Raw genomic sequence first — 20,055 nt, 5'->3', positions numbered from 1 at the left:
CATGGGCCCCGACGCCCAGGAAGTCACTGTGCCGCTGTCACGTCCCGCCCGCTGTTCCCTTCTGCTCCTGACCGGGGCGCTGTTGCTGTCCGCCTGCGGCTCGGGCTCGTCGTCCGACGGGTCCGGGAAGTCCGCCGAAGCCGGTGCCCGGGCCGTCACGCTCGACAACTGCGGGGAGAAGGTGACGGTCAAGGCCCCGCCGAAGCGGGCGGTGTCCCTGAACCAGGGCACCTCCGAGATCATGCTCTCCCTCGGGCTTGCCGACCGGATGGTGGGCACCGCCACCTGGACCGACCCGGTCATGAAGGGGCTGGAGAAGGCCAACGCGAAGGTGCCCCGGCTCGCCGACAACGCCCCGTCGTTCGAGAAGGTCCTGGACGCCGAGCCGGACTTCGTCGCGTCCTCCTTCGCCTCCACCCTGAGCAAGGGCGGGGTTGCCCCGCGCGAGAGCTTCGAGGAACTCGGAGTGCCGACGTATCTCTCGCCGGCCGACTGCGAGGGCAAGGACAACAGCGGCGACGGTGACGGCTCACGGACGAAGCCGCTGGCCATGGACACCGTCTATCGCGAGGTGCGTGAACTGGCCCGGATCTTCGGGGTGGAGGAGCGCGGCGAGAAGCTGGTCACGGAGCTGAAGGACCGGGTTGCCAAGGCCACCTCCGGGATCGACGCCGAGGACACCACGATCCTGTACTGGTTCGCCAATCAGGAGTCCCCCTACATGGCGGGCTGCTGCGGCGCACCCGGCATCATCACGAACACGCTCGGCGCGAAGAACGTCTTCGACGACAGTGAGCAGGAGTGGCCCCAGATCAACTGGGAGACCGTCGCCGACCGCAACCCCGGCGTGCTGGTCATCGGCGACCTCACCCGTAAGTCGCAGACCGCGGAGACCGCCGCGAAGAAGATCGCGTTCCTGGAGTCCAACCCGGCGACCCGGAACATGGACGCGGTGAAGAAGAAGCGGTACGTGCTGCTCAGCGGACAGGCCATGAACCCCACGATCCGCACCGTCGAGGGAGTCGAGAAGGTCGCCGCCGCGCTGCGCGCGTACGGACTCGGCGGATGACCACCGCTCTGCGCAAGCCCGCGGCCCGGTCCCCGCGGGCCGCCGTGGGGACCCTGCGGACCGCGGCCGGCCTGGGCGCCGGGCTGGCGGTGCTCGCGGTGTCCGTCGCCGTGGCCGTCACCATCGGCCCGGCGGACATCGGCGTCGGCGACGTCTGGTCCGCGGTCGCCTCCCATCTGGGATGGGGCACGACGGAGTTGTCCCCGATCCGGGACGGCATCGTGTGGAACCTGCGGCTGCCGCGCACCCTGCTCGCCGCGGTGTGCGGCGCCGGCCTCGCCGTGTGCGGGGCGGTGATGCAGTCGCTGCTGCGCAACCCGCTCGCCGACCCGTTCGTCCTCGGGGTCTCCTCCGGAGCGTCGACCGGCGCCGTCGTCGTGGTCGTCCTCGGTGCCGGAGGCGGTGTCCTGTCCATCTCCGGGGGCGCGTTCGTGGGCGCGCTCGGCTCGTTCGCGCTCGTGCTGCTGCTCAGTCACACCCTGGGCGGGACCACGGACCGGGTGGTGCTGTCCGGGGTGGCCGCCATGCAGCTGTTCTCCGCGCTGACCTCGTTCGTGGTGATGACGGCCGCCGACGCGGAGACCACCCGGGGCGTGCTGTTCTGGCTGCTCGGGTCGCTCAGCGGGGCCGGCTGGAGCGAGGTATGGCTCTGCCTGGCCGTCCTGGCACTCGGGCTGGTGGTGTGTCTCGGGTACGCGCGCACACTGGACGCTTTCGCCTTCGGCCAGGACGCGGCGGCCACCCTAGGTGTCGCGGTCGCCCGAACCCGGCTGGCGCTGCTGTGCGTGACCGCGCTGCTGACGGCCGCTCTGGTCGGCGCGGCGGGCGCGATCGGCTTCGTCGGGCTCGTCCTGCCACACGCCGCACGCGCCCTCGTGGGCCCCGGACACGGCCGCCTGCTGCCGGTCACCGCCCTGGCCGGGGCGGTTTTTCTGGTGTGGGCCGACACCCTGGCCCGTACCGTCCTCGACCCCCAGGAGGTACCGGTGGGCGTGGTGACCTCGCTCGTCGGCGTCCCGGCATTCGTCCTGGTCCTGTACCGCACGAGCACGAGGAGGACGCGATGACCTCCGGTACGGATGAGAAGGCGGTCGCGGCGCGGTCGTCCACCCTCGCCACCGACCGCGTCAGCCGCTCCATCGACGGGCGGCTGATCCTCGACGGTGTCAGCGTCGCCCCCCGCCCCGGCTCCGTGACCGGACTGCTCGGCCCCAACGGCTCCGGGAAGTCCACCTTCCTGCGGTTGCTGTCCGGCGTCCTCGCCCCCACCTCCGGGGTCGTCACCCTCGACGGACGCCCCCTGCCCGACTGGGGCCGCCGCCCCGTGGCCCGGCGCGTGGCGGTCGTCGAGCAACAGGCCGACACCCTCGTCGAGTTGACCGTCCTCGACGTCGTACGCCTCGGCCGCATCCCGCACCGCCGCGCCTGGACACCCGCGACGGAGGCGGACGAGAACGCCGTACGCACCGCCCTGGAGCGCACCGGCCTGACCGACCGCGCCGACCAGCCCTGGCACACGCTCTCCGGCGGCGAACGCCAGCGCGTGCAGATCGCCCGCGCCCTCGCCCAGGAACCCCGGGAACTGCTGCTGGACGAACCGACCAACCACCTCGACATCCACCACCAGCTCGACCTGCTGCACCTCGTCGCCGAACTGCCCGTCACCAGCGTCGTCGCCCTGCACGACCTCAACCTGGCCGCCATGTACTGCGACCAGGTCGTCGTCCTGCGGGACGGACGGGTGGTGGCCGCCGGCACCCCGGCCGCGACCCTCACCGAGTCCCTGATCGCCGACGTCTACGGGGTACGGGCGACGGTGACCCGTCCCGGGTCCGGCGACCGGCCGCACATCCGCTTCCTGGGGACGGCCGCCGGGAAGTGACGGTCCTGGCGCCCGCCAAATGGTGGATGGGCTGCCGGACTTCGCGAAGGCGGACGGCGGTTACCGGTCGGTGCATCTCCACACGTGTCCGCACTCGCCCGGCGGGCCCTGCGGCGGGAGCGGCGTCCTGCGCTGCGAGACCCCTCTTGTTCAAACGAAAACGATATTCATATACTTCGCGTTCGGTGCCGAACCTGGGAAGACCGCACAGGACCAGCACACCGAACGACCCAGCACACAGAACGACGAGGACCATGAGAATTTCCCGCCCTCGGCTGATAGCCGGCCTGCTGCTCACGCCGCTGCTCTCCGGCTGTTTCGCCTCCTCCGGCGACGACTCGTCGTCCTCGGGCTCCGCCGACGGCGCACGCCTGCGCGTCGCCCTCCCCTTCGCTCCCGTCGAGAACTACTCGCCGTTCGGGCAGGACGCCATGCTCCTTGCCCGGCTGGGCGTCACCGAGGGGCTGACCAAGCTGGACGCCAACGGCACCGCGGCCCCCGCGCTCGCCGAGTCGTGGAGCAGCGAGAGCGGCGCCAAGAGCTGGGTGTTCACCCTGCAGGAGGCGAAGTTCCAGGACGGCGAGGCCGTCACCGCGAAGGCCGTCGCCGCCGCTCTCACCGCCGTCGGCAAGGCCGACCCGGCCCCCTCCGCCCTCTCCGGTGTGAAGCTCACCGCCGAGGCCGTCGGCGGGAAGCAGGTCCGTGTCAGCACCGCCGAAGCCGACCCCATACTGCCGCTGCGGCTGTCCAACCCGTCCCTCGCGGTGTTCGCACCCAAGGCGTACAAGAAGAACGGCACGGTGAACGTGGTCGGCACCGCCACCGGCCCCTTCGAACTCACCAAGACCACGGGTGACACGACGGCCACCCTGGACCGGTACGACGACTACTGGGGCGGACGCGCCCAGGCGTCCGGCATCGACGCGAAGTTCGTCTCGGACGGCACCGCGCGCGCCAACGCCCTGCGCACCGGTGATGTCGACATCGCCGAGTCCCTCCCCGTCGCCCAGGTCGCCTCCTTGGACAAGGGCACCGTCCACGAGGTCAACACCGCCCGCAACACCAGCCTGTACCTCAACACCAAGTCCGGCGCCTTCACGGACGCGGGACTGCGGGCCGCCGCACGCGAGGCGATCGACACCTCGGCCATCGCCAAGGGCGCCTACGAGGGGTACGCCGTGCCCGCCCAGGGCCTCTACGGGCCGGCCCTGCCCTGGGCGGCCGGCAAGCGGACCGAGCCGACCGGGCGGGTGAAGGCGACCGACCCCAAGGGCAAGAGCATCACCATCGCCACCTACACCGACCGGCCCGAGATGCCGGAGGTGGCCCAGGTGCTGCAACAGCAGCTGCAGAAGGCCGGTTTCAAGGTGAAGCTGGAGGTGCGTACCTACACACGCCTCGAAGGCGACATGATGGCCGGGAAGTTCGACGCCGTCGTCTACGGCCGCAACATGATGCTGGACACCGGCGACCCGGTCACCGTCCTGGGCAGCGACTACACCTGCGACGGCTCCAACAACCTGTCGTTCCTGTGCGACAAGAACGTCGACAAGCTGGTCGCCGCCGCCCAGGCCGAGTCCGACACCGCCAAGCGGCAGGACGCCGCGCTGAAGGCGGAGGCCGCCATCCTCGGCACCGACGCGGTGATCCCGCTGGTGCATCTGAAGCTGGTCACGGGCATCGCCAAGTCCGTACAGGGCCCGCTGCTCGACCCGTACGAGCGCGCCCTCATCGGGACGGGGACCCGGCGCTGAAGACCGTTTCCCACCGCTCGGCCGCCCTGCGCGCCTTCGCGCGCGGCGGCGGCCCCGCGCTGCTGTGGCGGGCCGCGCTCACGGCCGCCCTGGTGTGCGGGATCGGCCTGCTGCCCTGGCTGTCCCGCACAGACCCCGCGCTGACCGTGCTCAGAGCCCGGTCGGCCGAGCGTGACCCGACGCCCGAGACGCTGCGGGCCATCCGGGACCAACTCGGCCTTGGTGACGGCCCGTTGCCGCTGCTCGGGCGCTGGCTCGGTGGGCTGCTGCGCGGGGACGCGGGCACCTCCTGGGTCTCCGGCACCGACGTGCTGCCCGCCGCAGTGCAGGCCCTCGCGGTGTCCCTGCTGCTGATGGCCGGGGCTCTCGCCGTCGCCGTGGCCACGGCCGCCGCGGTGTGCGCCCGCACGCTGTGGCTCGGCTCGCGGAGACGCCTCGGTGACCGCACGCCCGGCGGCACCGCCACGGCCGTACTGGCCGCGCTGCCCGAGTTCCTCCTCGCCTCCGTGCTGGCCTCCGTGATCGGCGTACAGCTGGGCTGGCTTCCGGCGCTCGGCTGGTACGGCCCGCAGTGGATGGTGCTGCCCTCGCTCGCCCTCGGCCTGCCCGCCGGGGCCGTGCTGGGGCGGATGCTGGACGACATGCTGCCCGGCGCGTTCGCCGAACCCTGGGCACTGGCCGCCGCCGCACGCGGCGTACCCCCGAAGTCCGTGGCCCGACAGGCGCTACGGCGGTGTGTGCCCGGGCTCCTGCCCAACCTGGGCCTGTTCGTCGTCGGCCTCACCGGCGGATCGGTCGCCATCGAGCAGATCTTCGACATCCCCGGGCTCGGCCGGCTCACCCTGCGGGCCGCTCTCGCCCAGGACCTGCCCGTGCTGCAGACCGGCACGCTCGCCCTGGTGCTCCTCGCTGCTGCCGCCGGCATCCTCGCCCGGCTCACGGCACGGTGGCTGATCGGACCCGCGCTGCGCGACGGCGCCCTGCACTCCCTGCACCGGCCCACCCCACCCGCGCCCCGGGTCCTGCCCCTGCTGTACGGGGCACTGCTCATCGGCGTCATCGCCCTCGGCCTGCCCCGCGACCCGCTCGCCCTGAACACCGGCGCCAAGCTCCAGGCTCCGTCCGCCGCGCATCCGTTCGGCACCGACGCCCTCGGCCGCGACCTGCTGGCCCGCATCGCGCACGGGGCGCTGAACACCCTCGCCATCGCTCTCGCGGTGAGCGTCGCCGCACTCGTGGCCGGCGTACTGCTGGGACTGCTGCCCCGGCTGTCCGCCCCGCTCGTCGACACGGTCAACGCCGTACCCCCCGTACTCGCCGGTCTCCTCGTCACCGGCATCGCGGGCAGCGGCCCGTGGACCCCGGCACTCGCGGTGGCCATCGTCGCCTGGTCCCCGCTGGCCACCCACACCTCCGCCCTCCTCCAACAGGAGCGCGCCACCACCCACCTCACCGCCACCCGGGCCCTCGGCGCCGGACCCTGGTACCTCCTCTGGCACGAGCTGCTGCCGGCCATCCTGCCCCCGGTCACCCGGCACGCCCTGCTCCGGCTGCCCGGCATCGCCCTGTCCCTGGCCGCCCTCGGGTTCCTCGGCCTCGGCTCCCAGCCGCCCTCCCCCGAGTGGGGCCTGCTGCTCGCCGAGAACCAGCCGTACGCCGAACGCGCCCCCTGGGCGGTCCTCTTCCCCGCCGCCGTCCTCGCCCTGCTGGGGGCTCTCGCGGTGACCGCCGCGGGCGGCATACGCCTGCCCCGGCGACGGAAGCGGCCGGCAGACCCGGCCGGAACACCCGGCGACGCGGTGAGTGCCGGGCCCGAGCCGGAGCGGCAGCCGAACCACCCGGCCCCCCTGCTGACCCCCGTGCCCGCCTCCCCCACAGAAACGCCATGACGCATCTCATCTCCCGTGCCCTGACCCGCCGAACAGCCCGGACCTCCAAGGACGGGACGCCCGAGGACGGGACGCCCAGAGCCCCGCGCGAGCGGACCTGGAAGCTCTGGAAGGACCTGTCACCGCTGCTGCGGCTGCTGATCCTGACCCAACTCGCCTTCAACATCGGCTTCTACGCCGTACTGCCGTTCCTCGCCGAGCACCTCGGCACGGCGATCGGCATGGCGGGCTGGCTGGTCGGCTTCGTCCTCGGCCTGCGCACCTTCAGCCAGCAGGGGCTGTTCGTGGTCGGCGGCTGGCTCGTCGACCGGTACGGCGTACGCCCCGTCGTCCTGGCCGGCTGTGTCCTGCGCATCGCCGGGTTCGCGTGGCTGGGGTACGCGGAGGCGACGTGGGCGGTGATAGGCGCGGTGCTGGTGATCGGTTTCGCCGCCGCGCTGTTCTCCCCGGCCGTGGAGTCCGAGGCGGCCCGCCAGGCCGTCATCTGGGAAGAGGAGGGCCACGGCTCCCGGACCCGGGTCCTGGCCCTGTTCAGCGTGGCGGGCCAGGCAGGCGCCTTCGTCGGGCCGCTGCTCGGCGCGCTGCTGCTCGCCGTGGACTTCCGCACCGCCTGCCTCGCCGGAGCCGCAGTCTTCGTCCTCGTCCTCGCCGGGCACGCCTGGCTGATGCCCCAGCACATCCCCGGCCGCATCCGCACCCGGGAGCGCGGCGGGGCGCGCGCACTGCTGCGCAACCGCCGCTTCCTCGCCCTGTGCTGCGCCTACGGCAGCTACCTGCTGGCCTACAACCAGCTGTACCTCGCCCTCCCGGACGAGGTACAGCGCGCGGCGGGCTCCCAGGCGCCCCTGTCCTGGCTGTTCGCCCTCTCCTCCCTGCTGGTCGTCTTCGCACAACTTCCGGTCACACGCTGGGCGGGCGACCGGCTCGACCTGCGCCGCTCCATGGCTGCCGGGCTGTTGCTCATCGCCGCCGGCTTCGCGGTCGTGGCCGCCGCGCGCCCCGCCGGGTGGACGGGCCTCGCCGGGCTGCTGCCCGGCGCTGCATACGTCGTCCTGCTGACCCTCGGCCAGATGCTGGTCGTGCCCGCGGCCCGCGCCTGGGTGCCCGACCTGGCCGCCGAGGGCCGCCTCGGCCTCTACACCGGCGCGCTGTCGTCCGTCTCCGGCCTGATCGTCCTCATCGGCAGCTCGGCCACCGGCTCCCTCCTCGACCTCGGCCTCCCGCCCGCCGTGCCGTGGCTTGTCCTCGCCGCCGTACCGGCACTGGCGGTGGCGCTGCTGCCGCCCGGGCGACCGGCCACACGCTGACGCCGGGGTTCCAGGGTGCTCAGTCCTGCTCGGAGAGGCTGGGCCTTCCTTCGTGGTGGACCAGCCGACCCAACTGCTCGACGCGGGCGCGGGGCATCAGGGTCCAAAAGCCGACCGTGCGGCGCAGGGCGGCAGAGGGCCAGAGCGTCGTCCAAGCGTCGGGGGTTCGAGGAGGCAGATGTCGAACTTGATGTGCGTCCCACCCGATCGGTCAGGCAGCCATGGCCGACGCAGCACCGGTCACCTCGTAGCCCGCCTCCACGATCGCGGCGCGTACGGCAGCGTCGTCCAGGGCCTCGCCCGTCACGGTCACACGGCCGGCCGGGACGTCGACCTCGACCAGGGTCACCCCTGCGACCTCGACGACCTCCTCGGTGATGCTCGCCGCACAGTGGCCGCAGCTCATGCCGGACACGGTGTAGGTCTTCTCAGCCATGCGGATGCTCCTGTCCTCGCCGCTTCTCGGTGACCGCGGGAATCGCGTGCCGTGGTGTACGCGGGGCGAGTGCGCCCCGTTCACCGTCCCAGCGTTCTGAACTGCGGCCGGCGGGCTGGTGCGGCGAATTTCGGTCACGGTAGGCTCTGCCAGCCCTTGCCGCACGCGCCGCTCCCCCACCCGACTGTGAGCGGGCGCACGGGCTCGGACACGCGCATCGTCCCGACCGCAGTCGACGATCACCGTGGCCGGAAATGAACAGTCACGGAGTCGCACACGTATGGGTGCGACAAGAAGCGGGGACAGCCCGGCGAACACGCGAGGAGGAGCGATGGCTGACCGCGGCCTGCTTCGCGCCTCGCGGGTGGCGGTGTTCAGCCTGGTGTGCGTGCTGCTGGCCGCCACCGGGCACGGCATGGCTGCCGGGCATCATCCGCCGCTCGCACTGCTGGCGGTCGGGGGCACGGTTGTCGGGGTCACGGCCGGACGCCTCGCCGGGCGCGAGCGCTCCCTGGTCCAGATCGGCGGCGCGGTCACGGTCACGCAGGGCGCGCTGCACGTGCTGTTCGCCCTGGCCGGGCCCACCCGCACCAGCACCGCACCCGCCGCACACCACGGTGGACATGCCGGGCACTCGCCGCATGCGGAGCACCACACCACGGTGTCCGCGACAGGCGCCACCGGGACAGGTGTTGAGCCGGTCGGCATGGCCCTGGACGCCGCCCATCCAAGCCCCTTCATGCTGCTCGCGCACCTGGTAGCCGGGCTCGGTGCCGCCTGGTGGCTGCGCCAGGGAGAGGCCGTGGTGTGGCGGCTGTGCCGCCTGCTCGGCGCGCCCGTCTCGGCCACGCTCCGCGCCCTGGACCTGCTACGGCGGTGGGCGCGGCACCAGGCGGTGCTGTCCCGCCATCGTGTGGCGCGCCAGTGGGGCGCCGGGGAGCACGAGGTGCCATTCGGCACCCGAGTACTGGAACACACGCTCGCCCGCCGCGGGCCGCCCCTGCTGTTCACCCGCTGATCCGGCCGAACCGAGGGTGCACCGCGCACTTCTCGCCCGGCCGGTGTTCTCGCCGCGCACGCCCCGGGTTCGCCCAGCCGCACGCGTCGGCTCTCACGGGCACACCGTGCGCTACCACTGGCCCCGCCCCTCGCGACGGAGCCGGTGGGCCACACGAGCCCTCCAGCAGTGAACAGCAACCCGGTTCCCCGCAGAGGGCCGGGCTGACTCCAGGAGCTGAGCCCTTTCATGAGCACCACGTCCGACGCCTCCCCCGACGAAAACCCACCCGCCGGCTCCCCCGACGCGAGCCCACCAGCCGCACAGACCGCTACCGATGCCCCGCCGACCTCCGCGGCACCGGCGAAGAGCGGCGGCGCCGACGGTCGTACCCGTTCCGGCTGGTGGCCGCTGCTGACCCGGCTGCACTTCTACGCGGGCATCCTGGTCGCCCCGTTCCTGCTGGTCGCGGCGCTGACCGGGCTGGCGTACACCGCCGTGCCGCAGCTCGACCAGCTCGTCTACGGCGACCAGTTGCGGGTGGAGCGGGTCGGTGACGAGCCCAGGCCGCTGACCGAGCAGATAGTGGCCGCTCGCACAGCCCACCCCGAGGGCGTCATCGCCTCGGTCGTTCCGCCCGACGAGCCGGACCACACCACCAAGGTCGTGCTCTCCGTTCCCGAACTCGCCGAGCAGGACAAGCAGCGCACGGTCTACGTCGACCCCTACACCGCCGAGGTACGCGGCGCCCTGACCACGTGGTTCGGTTCGACTCCGCTGGCGACCTGGCTGGACGACCTGCACCGCCACCTTCACCTCGGCGAGACGGGCCGGCTCTACTCCGAACTCGCCGCGAGCTGGCTGTGGGTGCTCGTCCTGGGCGGTCTGCTGCTGTGGTTCGGCCGCCGCCGCACCTACGCGGGCGGCTCGAAGCGGAACACCGTGCTGCCGGAACGCGGGGCGCGAGGGGTGCGCCGCAGTCGCGGTTTCCACGCGGTCACCGGGGTGTGGATCTCCGTCGGCCTGCTGGCCCTCAGCGTCACCGGCCTGACCTGGTCGACGCACGCCGGGGAACGCATCACCGACCTGCGGACCTCGCTGAGCGCCTACGCGCCCGAGTTGGAGACCACCGCGTCCGCCGGGACCGGCTCGTCGGGACACGACCACTCGGGCGGCGAGAGCACCGGCGAAGACGCCACGGAGGGCGGCCTGCCGGAAGGGCTGAGCATCGACCGGATCCTCGACAAGGCCCGTGCCGCGGGCCTCGACGGTCCTGTGGAGATCAGCACACCCGCCGACGACAAAAGCACTTGGACCGTCGCCCAGACCGACGGCCTGTGGCCGGTCCACAAGGACCAGGCGGCCATCGACCCGCACAGCGGCGAGGTCACCTCGCGTGTCGACTGGGCGGACCATCCGACGCTCGCCAAGCTCAGCACGCTCGGTGTAGCCGCCCACATGGGCACCCTCTTCGGCCTGGCGAACCAGATCGTCCTCGCGGTCATCGCCCTCGGCCTGACCGTGGGCATCGTGCTCGGCTACCGCACGTGGTGGCAGCGCAGGCCCACCCGGGCCGACCGCCGCGCCTGGGTGGGCCGTCCGCCCGCGCGCGGTACCTGGCGGAAGCTGCCCTGGCCCGCCCTTGCCGTGGTCGTGCCGCTGACCATCGCCGTCGGCTGGGCGGTTCCGCTGCTGGGCTGGTCCCTGCTGGGCTTCCTCGTCCTTGACGGTGCGCTCGGCCTGATCCAGCGGCAGCGCGCCACTCGTTCAACCGCGGGGGCCTGACCTTCCGTCGGGCCGGGACGTCCGTGGGGGGGCCGAGATCTCGGCCTACCCCCGGGCCCCGTCGTTCCCGACCGGATAGGGCACGAAGGTGCTGCTGTTCTGGTCGATGAGCAGCGGGCGCCCCAGCGGTGGCGCGGCCCGCTGGGAGCAGGCCACGCGTTCACAGACCCGGCAGCCCATGCCGATCGGAGTCGCGGCGGAGGCGTTGGCGAGGTCGAGCCCGTCGGAGTAGACGAGGCGGTGGGCGTGGCGGATTTCGCAGCCGAGCCCGATGGCGTACGTCTTGCCGGGCTCGCCCCAGCCGCCGCGGTGCCGGGTGACCGCGCGGGCGGTCCACAAGTACCTTTGCCCGTCCGGCATTTCGGCGATCTGGACGTGGATCCTGCCAGGTGAGGTGAACGCCTCGTAGACGTTCCACAGGGGGCAGGTGCCGCCGGCCCGGGAGAAGTGGAACCCGGTCGCGGACTGCCGCTTGGACATGTTGCCGGCCCGGTCGACCCGGACGAACGAGAAGGGCACCCCGCGCAGCCGGGGCCGCTGGAGAGTGCTCAGGCGGTGGCAGACGGTCTCGTAACCGAGTCCGTAGCGGTCGGTGAGCCGCTCGATGTCGTAACGCACCTCCTCGGCGGCCGTGTGGAAGACGGTGTACGGCAGGATCAGCGCGGCGGCGAAGTAGTTGGCGATCCCGATCCGGGCCAGCGCGTGAGCCTGCGAGCCGGGTTCGAAGTCCTCCGCGGCCAGCTGGCCCAGCTCCTCGCCGTGTTCCAGCAGGGCCAGCTGGGTCGCCATGCGGAAGGCGCGCTGACCGGGCCGCAGCCGCGAGGACAGGTGGAGGGTGCGGGTTCGGTCGTCGTAGCGGTGCAGCCGTTCGCCGGACTCCGCGGCGAGACGGATCCCGTGTGTCCCGGCAAGTCTCGCGGTGAGGGCCCCGATCACCTCGCCGGGCCGGACACCGATCTCCTCGGCCAGGTGCTCGGCGGCCAGGTCGGTGTCGTGGAGGTAGTTCTGACGGCGGTAGAAGAAGTCGCGGATCTCCTCGTGCGGTGAGGGCGCGGCTTCCCGCTCTGCGCCCCGGCCGTCCGCCGCCCCGGCCAGTCGCTCGGCCAGCCGCTGGTTGCGGCGGCCCAGGTCGAGCAGGACCTGGGCGACCGCGGGCATCCGCGAGGCCAGTTCGGCGAGGTCGGACGGGGAGACCCGGGAAGCGGCGATCTCCCCGGTCAGCGCCTCGCGCAGGTCGGCCACCAGGCGGGCGGTGTCGCGCTCGGAGAAGAAGGCGGCGTCGACGCCGAAGGTCTCCGTGAGCCGGAGCAGGACGGGCACGGTGAGCGGGCGGGAGTCGTGCTCCATCTGGTTCAGATAGCTCGGCGAGATACCCAGGACGCGGGCCAGCTCCGCCTGGCTCATACGGCGCTCCTCACGCAGCCGCCGCAGCCGCGCACCCGCGTACGTCTTGCTCACCCGCGTTCCTCCCACCAGGCGTCCCGACCCGGTCAGCGTACGGGACGAACCCGCCACTCAGACCTTCGCAAAGTTGGCAATCCGCGGCGAGAAGATTCGCAGAAGTTGGCATTGTTCCACGGTTGATGGCACTCAGTGCCAATGCCAGAGTTTCAGTGCGGCCCGCCGGACCCGGCCGATACCGCCCGGAACCCGGGGCACGATTCACTGCCCTGACGTCGGAGATCCCGGCATCCGCGGCGCACCACGCCGGCAGCGTTGCTCACCTTCGCCCTCCGGGGTGACGGCGGGCCGCATCCCAGCAAGACGACACGCAGTGCCACCTCTGTTCATCCGGACGGCGGGATTGGCAGCCAGTACAGACCGAGGAAACGGTGACAGTCATGGCAGAAGCGACGACGCAGGCGGCCGAGGAACTGGCCAGGCGCTGGGCCACCGACGCGAGGTGGCAGGGCATCGAGCGCACCTACAGCGCCGAGGACGTCGTACGGCTCTCCGGCAGCGTCCGTGAGGAACACACCCTGGCCCGGCGCGGCGCCGAGCGGCTGTGGCGCCAGCTGCACGAGCTGGACTACATCCACGCGCTGGGCGCGCTCACCGGCGGCCAGGCGGTGCAGCAGGTCAAGGCCGGGCTCCAGGCCATCTACCTCTCCGGCTGGCAGGTCGCCGCCGACGCCAACCAGGCCGGGCACACCTACCCCGACCAGAGCCTGTACCCGGCCAACTCCGTGCCCCAGGTGGTCCGTCGGATCAACAACGCCCTCCTGCGCGCCGACCAGATCGCCACCAGCGAGGGTGACAGCTCGACCGACTGGCTGGCGCCGATCGTCGCCGACGCCGAGGCCGGGTTCGGCGGCCCGCTGAACGCCTTCGAGCTGACCAAGGGCATGATCGCGGCGGGCGCGGCCGGCATCCACTACGAGGACCAGCTCGCCTCCGAGAAGAAGTGCGGCCACCTCGGCGGCAAGGTCCTCGTCCCGACGTCCCAGCACATCCGCACCCTCAACGCGGCCCGGCTCGCCGCCGACATCGCCGACACACCGACCGTGATCATCGCCCGCACGGACGCGCTGGCCGCCAACCTGCTGACCAGCGACGTCGACGAGCGCGACGCCGAGTTCGTCACCGGTGAGCGGACGGCGGAGGGCTTCTACCGGGTCCACAACGGCATGGCGCCGGTCATCGCCCGCGGCCTGGCCTACGCCCCGTACGCCGACCTCATCTGGGTGGAGACCGGCACCCCCGACCTCGCCCAGGCCCGCGAGTTCGCCGAGGCCATCCACGCCCAGTACCCGGACCAGATGCTGGCGTACAACTGCTCGCCCTCCTTCAACTGGAAGGCCGCGCTGGACGACGACCAGATCGCCAAGTTCCAGCGGGAGCTGGGGGCGATGGGCTACAAGTTCCAGTTCATCACGCTGGCCGGGTTCCACTCCCTGAACCACGGCATGTTCGACCTGGCCCGCGGCTACGCCGAGCACGGCATGACCGCCTACGTCGACCTCCAGGAGCGGGAGTTCGCCGCGCAGGCCCACGGCTTCACCGCCGTCAAGCACCAGCGTGAGGTCGGCACGGGCTACTTCGACCTGGTGTCGACGGCCGTCAATCCTGCCTCTTCCACGACCGCGCTGGCCGGTTCCACGGAGGAAGAGCAGTTCCACTAGGCCGCCGGGCCGGACACCCGCCGTCCGGCCGGCCCTCGGCCGAGCGGAGGGGGACGAACCGTCTCCGTCTCCCTCCGCTCCCATCCCTCAGGAGAGCCCGATGTCCACCACCGCACTCATCCACCACGTCCGTGTCCTCGCCGCCCCCGGTCACCGGCACGAGGAGATCCTCACCCCCGCCGCCCTGGAGTTCATCGGCCGGCTGGCCGAGGCGTTCGAGCCGCGTCGGCGGGACCTGATGAAGGAACGCCGTCGGCAGGTACTGCGACTGGCATCGGGCTCGCCTCTCGACTTCCCCATGGTCACGGCCGCTGTGCGCGACGACCCGACCTGGCGGGTGGCGCCGCCCGCGCCCGGTCTGACCGACCGGCGCGTCGAGATCACCGGCCCGCCCGACCGGCGCATGGCCGTCAACGCCCTCAACTCCGGCGCCAAGGTGTGGATGGCCGACTTCGAGGACGCCACCGCGCCTCTCTGGGACAACGTCATCGGCGGCCAGCTCACCCTGCTCGACGCCATCGAGCGCCGTATCGACTTCACCACGCCCGAGGGGAGGGAGTACCGGCTGGGCGAACAGCTCGCCACCATCATGGTCCGGCCGCGCGGCTGGCACCTCGACGAGGAGCACCTGACGTACGACGGCCGGCCCGTGCCCGCCGCCCTCGTCGACTTCGGCCTGTACTTCTTCCACTGCGCCCAGCGTCAGATCGACGCCGGGTACGGCCCGTACTTCTACCTCCCCAAGCTGGAGAACCGCTACGAGGCCCGCCTCTGGAACGACATCTTCGTGCTCGCCCAGGAGCTGCTCGGTATCCCGCGCGGCACGATCCGGGCCACCGTTCTCATCGAGACGATCACCGCCGCGTTCGAGATGGAGGAGATCCTCTACGAGCTGCGTGAGCACAGCTCGGGGCTCAACGCCGGTCGCTGGGACTACCTGTTCAGCCTGATCAAGACCTTCGGCCACCGCACCGACTTCCTCCTCCCCGACCGGGCGAAGGTGACGATGACGGCCCCCTTCATGCGGGCCTACACAGAACTCCTCGTCCGCACCTGCCACCGGCGCGGCGCCCACGCCATCGGCGGCATGGCCGCCCACGTGCCCGGCAAGGACCCCGCCGCGAACGAGGCCGCGCTCGCCAAGGTCCGGCTGGACAAGGAGCGCGAGGCCGAGGACGGCTTCGACGGCTCCTGGGTCGCCCATCCGGGACTCGTCCCCGTCTGCCGCGAGGTCTTCGACGGGGTCCTCGGCGAACGCCCTCACCAGCTGGACCGAACCCGCGACGACGTCGAGGTGACCCCGGCCGACCTGCTGTCGGTGCGCCGGATCAGCGGCCCGCCCACCCTGGAGGGGATCCGCACCAACGTCTCCGTCGCGCTGCGCTACTTCGCCGCCTGGCTGCGCGGGCAGGGCGCGGTTGCCATCAACGGCCTGATGGAGGACGCGGCCACCGCCGAGATCGCCCGCGTGCAGATCTGGCAGTGGCTGCGGCACCGGGTCATCGACCGGGCGACAGTGGAGGAGATCCTCGACTACGAGGTGGCAGCGCTCGGCGCCGAGTACCCGTGGGCGCCCGTCGACGACATCCGCGCCCTCTTCGAACGGACCGCGCTGGCAAGCGAGTTGCCGCTGTTCTTCACACCGGACGCCTACACCCGGCACCTGGTGCGACGGACGGAGGCCCAGGCATGAGCGCGGCAATCGGACGCGTCGGCGTGGTCGGCGGCGGACAGATGGGCGCAGGCATCGCCGAGGTGTGCGCACGGGCGGGGCTCGACACCGTGGTCTGCGAGGCGGACGCCATCGCGGCCCGCGCCGCCCGCGACCGGATCGCGGGTTCCCTGGAGCGTGCCGTACGACGGGGCAAGCTGACGCGGGAAGCCGCCGGCGACGCCCTGGCCCGGCTCGTCCTCACCAGCAGCCTGGACGACCTCGCCGACCGCCAGCTCGTCGTCGAGGCCGTCATCGAGAACGCCGACGCCAAGACCGAGATCTTCGCTGCCCTCGACAAGATCGTCGAGGATCCGGAGGCCGTGCTCGCCACCAACACCTCCTCCCTGCCGATCATGCGGCTCGGCATGGCCACGAGCCGCGCGGACCGGGTCGTGGGCCTGCACTTCTTCAACCCGGTGCCCGTACTGCCCCTGGTGGAGGTCGTGACCTCGCTGCACACGTCGGCCGCGACGACCGTCGCGGTGGAGGACTTCGCGACCCGGGCCCTCGGCAAGACGGTGATCCGTTCCCAGGACCGGGCGGGCTTCGTCGTCAACGCGCTCCTCGTCCCGTATCTCCTGTCGGCGATCCGGATGGCCGAGTCCGGCTTCGCCACCGCCACCGATATCGACTCCGGCATGGAGCTCGGCTGCGCCCATCCCATGGGCCCGCTGAAGCTGGCGGACCTGATCGGCCTGGACACCGTCGCGTTCATCGCCGAGTCGCTCTACGACGAGTTCAAGGAACCCCTCTACGCTTCTCCCCCGCTGCTCCAGCGGATGGTGGAGGCAGGGCTGCTGGGCCGCAAGACCGGCCGGGGCTTCCACACCTACGACCAGGGCTGAGGGCCTGGTACGACGCGGGCTGAGGGGCCCGCACCGCCGCGAGGGGTGAGGGTCCCGCGCGGCGCGACTGGGAAGGGGCGGGGAAGCGCGAGTGCGGCGCTTCCCGCCCCTCGCCGTCGTTCCCGCCCTCCTCCTCTCCTCCTCCTCCGACGTGCTCCGTGTCACCTTCCAGATCCTGGACCGCTCCCTTGCCCCGCGGGCGACACCCCGTAGGGTGGCCGGAGCAGCTGGTTCGCCCCGTCCGCCAGGCGGGGTGTCGCAAGAGGGAACCCGGTGGGAATCCGGGACTGCCCCGCAGCGGTGAGCGGGAACGACCGCCGTCATACGCACTGGGTCCGACGTACCGGGCCCGGGAAGCGACGGCCAGTAGGTGTCCTCCTCGGTGAACGACGAGGACGTGCCCGCGAGTCCGAAGACCTGCCAACTGCCCGTGCGCGGACCGTTCCGCGCGCGGAGATCTCGGTGACCTCGAGGGCGGGTCGGCGTACATACCAGGCGGAGGACCGCGCTGTGCCGCGTGAGGTCGGTTCCGTCCGGTTCGTCATCCCTTCGCGTTCTCGTCCCGTCTCCGGGATCTCAGGGAATCGTCTCGCGAAGGAGATCTCCGTGACCAGCAAGTCCGCAGCCGCGGCAGCACGGGCCACCGTGTACGGCTACCCCCGCCAGGGTCAGAACCGGGAACTGAAGAAGGCGATCGAGGGGTACTGGAAGGGCCGCGTCACCGCCGACGCCCTCCGCGCCACCGCCGCCGACCTGCGTGCCGCCAACTGGCGGCAGCTCGCCGACGCCGGCATCCACGAGGTGCCGACCGGCGACTTCTCGTACTACGACCACGTCCTCGACACCACCGTCATGGTCGGCGCGATCCCCGACCGCCACCGCGCCGCCGTCGAGGCCGACGCCCTTGACGGCTACTTCGCCATGGCTCGTGGCACCCAGGACGTCGCCCCGCTGGAAATGACCAAGTGGTTCGACACCAACTACCACTACCTCGTGCCCGAGTTGGGCCCGGACACCGTCTTCACGGCCGACTCGACCAAGCAGGTCACCGAGCTCAAGGAGACCCTGGCGCTGGGCCTGACCGCCCGCCCGGTCCTGGTCGGCCCCGTCACCTACCTCCTCCTCGCCAAGCCCGCCCCCGGCGCCCCCGCGGACTTCGAACCGCTCACCCTCCTCGACCGCCTGCTGCCGGTGTACGCCGAGGTCCTCGCCGACCTGCGCGCGGCCGGCGCCGAGTGGGTCCAGCTGGACGAGCCCGCCTTCGTGCAGGACCGCACCCCTGCGGAACTGAACGCCGTCGAGCGCACCTACCGCGACCTCGGGGCGCTGACCGACCGGCCGCAGCTGCTGGTCGCCTCGTACTTCGACCGGCTCGGCGAGGCGCTTCCCGTCCTGGCGAAGGCCCCCGTCGAGGGACTCGCCCTGGACTTCACCGAGGCCGCCGCGGCCAACCTCGACGCGCTCGCCGCCGTCGGCGGGCTGCCGGGCAAGCGCCTGGTGGCCGGTGTCGTCAACGGCCGCAACATCTGGATCAACGACCTGGCGAAGTCCCTCTCCACCCTCGGCACCCTGCTGGGCCTCGCCGACCGGGTCGACGTCGCCGCCTCCTGCTCCCTCCTCCACGTGCCCCTCGACACGGGCCTGGAACGGGACATCGAGCCGCAGATTCTGCGCTGGCTCGCCTTCGCCCGGCAGAAGACCGCCGAGATCGTCACCCTCGCACGCGGCCTCGCCCAGGGCACCGACGCCATCACGGCCGAACTCGCCGCCAACCGCGCCGACCTGGCCTCCCGCGCCGGCTCCCCGATCACCCGCGACCCGGCCGTACGCAACCGCGCCGAGGCCGTCACGGACGCCGACACGCGCCGCTCCCAGCCGTACGGCGAACGCGCCGCGGCCCAGCGCGCCCATCTCGGCCTGCCGCTGCTGCCGACCACCACCATCGGGTCCTTCCCGCAGACCGGCGAACTGCGCGTCGCGCGGGCGGACCTGCGCGCCGGACGGATCGACACCGCCGGCTACGAGGAGCGCATCAAGGCGGAGATCCAGGAGGTCATCTCCTTCCAGGAGAAGACCGGAATCGACGTCCTCGTCCACGGCGAGCCCGAACGCAACGACATGGTCCAGTACTTCGCCGAACAGCTGACGGGGTACCTGGCCACGCAGCACGGCTGGGTCCAGTCGTACGGCACCCGCTACGTCCGCCCGCCGATCCTGGCCGGGGACATTTCCCGCCCCGAGCCGATGACGGTGCGCTGGACGTCGTACGCCCAGTCCCTCACCGACAAGCCGGTCAAGGGCATGCTCACCGGGCCGGTCACCATGCTCGCCTGGTCCTTCGTCCGGGACGACCAGCCCCTCGGTGAGACCGCCCGTCAGGTCGCCCTCGCCCTCCGCGACGAGGTGAACGACCTGGAAACTGCGGGCACCTCGGTGATCCAGGTCGACGAGCCCGCACTGCGCGAGACGCTGCCGCTGCGCGCCGCGGATCACGCCCGCTACCTGGCATGGGCGACGGAAGCCTTCCGGCTCACCACCGCCGGCGTCCGCCCGGACACCCAGATCCACACCCACATGTGCTACGCCGAGTTCGGCGACATCGTCCAGGCCATCGACGACCTCGACGCCGACGTCATCAGCCTGGAGGCAGCCCGCTCGCACATGCAGGTCGCCCGGGAGCTGGCCGCCCACGGCTACCCGCGCGAGGCCGGCCCGGGTGTCTACGACATCCACTCCCCGCGCGTCCCCAGCGCCGAGGAAGCCGCCGGGCTGCTCCGCACGGGCCTGAAGGCGATCCCGGCCGAACGGCTGTGGGTCAACCCCGACTGCGGCCTGAAGACCCGCGGCTGGCCCGAGACCCGGGCTTCCCTGGAGAACCTGGTCGCCGCCGCCCGCACGGTCAGAGGCGAGCTGCCCGCCTGCTGACCGTAGGTCCCAGTGGGCCGGGACGCCACGAGCGTCCCGGCCCCGGACGCGCGGCGCCGCCACGACCAAGGCATGAAGAGGGCCCAACATCGTGGCCGAGCTCGGCCTCGTCGAACGGCTGGTGGGCCGGACCCACGAGTGCGACTGGCCACCCGCGGCGGTGACCGGCGTACCGGTCGTGACGGGTGCGGAGTTCACCCCGGACGACCTCACCAGCCGTGAGATCTCCGACGCCGTCGGCGGTTCGGCGCACTCAGGGTCGTCCCTCTACACCCTCGACACCGAGGCGCTGGCCGCGCTCCGTCCGGACGTCGTCCTGGTGCTCCCCTG

The 20,055-nt window shown here is 72.1% G+C and carries 14 protein-coding genes and 1 riboswitch; of the genes, 12 read left to right on the top strand and 2 right to left on the bottom strand.

Going from position 1 to position 20,055, the window contains the following annotated elements:
* Position 1: 1 nt before the first annotated feature.
* From GWK25_RS13940 to GWK25_RS13915, 6 genes are all read left to right on the top strand, one after another.
* Entirely contained in the window at positions 2-1,069 is a 1,068-nt protein-coding gene (locus GWK25_RS13940; protein WP_215450433.1) for an ABC transporter substrate-binding protein, read from the top strand.
* A complete protein-coding gene (locus GWK25_RS13935) occupies positions 1,066-2,136 on the top strand; it encodes an iron ABC transporter permease (RefSeq protein ID WP_215450431.1) in 1,071 nt (356 codons plus the stop codon). Before GWK25_RS13940 ends, GWK25_RS13935 begins: the two co-directional genes overlap by 4 nt.
* Positions 2,133-2,951 (top strand): ABC transporter ATP-binding protein, encoded by an 819-nt coding sequence (locus tag GWK25_RS13930; protein ID WP_215450429.1) that lies wholly within the window; start codon positions 2,133-2,135, stop codon positions 2,949-2,951. Before GWK25_RS13935 ends, GWK25_RS13930 begins: the two co-directional genes overlap by 4 nt.
* A gap of 254 nt (positions 2,952-3,205) precedes the next feature.
* Positions 3,206-4,705, top strand: coding sequence for an ABC transporter substrate-binding protein (locus tag GWK25_RS13925; RefSeq protein ID WP_215450427.1), 1,500 nt, complete (start codon positions 3,206-3,208; stop codon positions 4,703-4,705).
* Positions 4,706-4,797: 92 nt separating this feature from the next.
* Complete coding sequence (locus GWK25_RS13920) at positions 4,798-6,594, top strand: ABC transporter permease subunit (protein WP_308404235.1); 1,797 nt, start codon at positions 4,798-4,800, stop codon at positions 6,592-6,594.
* Entirely contained in the window at positions 6,591-7,901 is a 1,311-nt protein-coding gene (locus tag GWK25_RS13915) for an MFS transporter (protein ID WP_215450425.1), read from the top strand. The genes GWK25_RS13920 and GWK25_RS13915 overlap by 4 nt, the downstream gene beginning before the upstream one ends.
* Positions 7,902-8,112: 211 nt before the next feature.
* Here GWK25_RS13915 and GWK25_RS13910 read toward each other — a convergent pair whose 3' ends face one another.
* Complete coding sequence (locus tag GWK25_RS13910) at positions 8,113-8,337, bottom strand: heavy-metal-associated domain-containing protein (RefSeq protein ID WP_215450423.1); 225 nt, start codon at positions 8,335-8,337, stop codon at positions 8,113-8,115.
* A 331-nt stretch (positions 8,338-8,668) separates the two neighbouring features.
* Between GWK25_RS13910 and GWK25_RS13905 the strand changes: the two genes are divergently transcribed.
* On the top strand, positions 8,669-9,355 hold the full coding sequence (locus GWK25_RS13905) for a hypothetical protein (protein WP_215450421.1): 687 nt from the start codon (positions 8,669-8,671) through the stop codon (positions 9,353-9,355).
* Positions 9,356-9,583: 228 nt separating this feature from the next.
* A complete protein-coding gene (locus GWK25_RS13900; RefSeq protein WP_215450419.1) occupies positions 9,584-11,119 on the top strand; it encodes a PepSY domain-containing protein in 1,536 nt (511 codons plus the stop codon).
* 45 nt (positions 11,120-11,164) lie between these two features.
* Here the strand turns inward: GWK25_RS13900 and GWK25_RS13895 are convergent, their stop codons facing one another.
* The gene (locus GWK25_RS13895; protein WP_215450417.1) at positions 11,165-12,577 is read right to left on the bottom strand and encodes a short-chain fatty acyl-CoA regulator family protein; all 1,413 of its coding nucleotides are present in this window, start codon (positions 12,575-12,577) and stop codon (positions 11,165-11,167) included.
* Positions 12,578-12,960: 383 nt separating this feature from the next.
* Here GWK25_RS13895 and aceA point away from each other — a divergent pair, with 383 nt between their 5' ends.
* The 4 genes from aceA (at position 12,961) to metE (ending at position 19,725) form a co-directional block, all read left to right on the top strand.
* Positions 12,961-14,241: an isocitrate lyase gene (gene aceA / locus GWK25_RS13890; RefSeq protein ID WP_215450415.1), complete on the top strand. Its 1,281-nt coding sequence runs from the start codon at positions 12,961-12,963 to the stop codon at positions 14,239-14,241.
* A gap of 100 nt (positions 14,242-14,341) precedes the next feature.
* The gene (gene aceB, locus GWK25_RS13885) at positions 14,342-15,934 is read left to right on the top strand and encodes a malate synthase A (protein ID WP_215450413.1); all 1,593 of its coding nucleotides are present in this window, start codon (positions 14,342-14,344) and stop codon (positions 15,932-15,934) included.
* The gene (locus tag GWK25_RS13880; RefSeq protein WP_215450412.1) at positions 15,931-16,800 is read left to right on the top strand and encodes a 3-hydroxybutyryl-CoA dehydrogenase; all 870 of its coding nucleotides are present in this window, start codon (positions 15,931-15,933) and stop codon (positions 16,798-16,800) included. Before aceB ends, GWK25_RS13880 begins: the two co-directional genes overlap by 4 nt.
* Before the next feature lie 226 nt (positions 16,801-17,026).
* Positions 17,027-17,226, top strand: a riboswitch (cobalamin riboswitch).
* A 180-nt stretch (positions 17,227-17,406) separates the two neighbouring features.
* A complete protein-coding gene (gene metE, locus GWK25_RS13875) occupies positions 17,407-19,725 on the top strand; it encodes a 5-methyltetrahydropteroyltriglutamate--homocysteine S-methyltransferase (protein ID WP_215450405.1) in 2,319 nt (772 codons plus the stop codon).
* Positions 19,726-20,055 lie beyond the last annotated feature (330 nt).

The sequence above is a fragment of the Streptomyces sp. ATCC 21386 genome (assembly GCF_018728545.1).
Lineage (GTDB): Bacteria > Actinomycetota > Actinomycetes > Streptomycetales > Streptomycetaceae > Streptomyces.
Note: the sequence above shows the minus strand (reverse complement) of the source record. Positions and strands in the feature narration are given on the sequence as shown.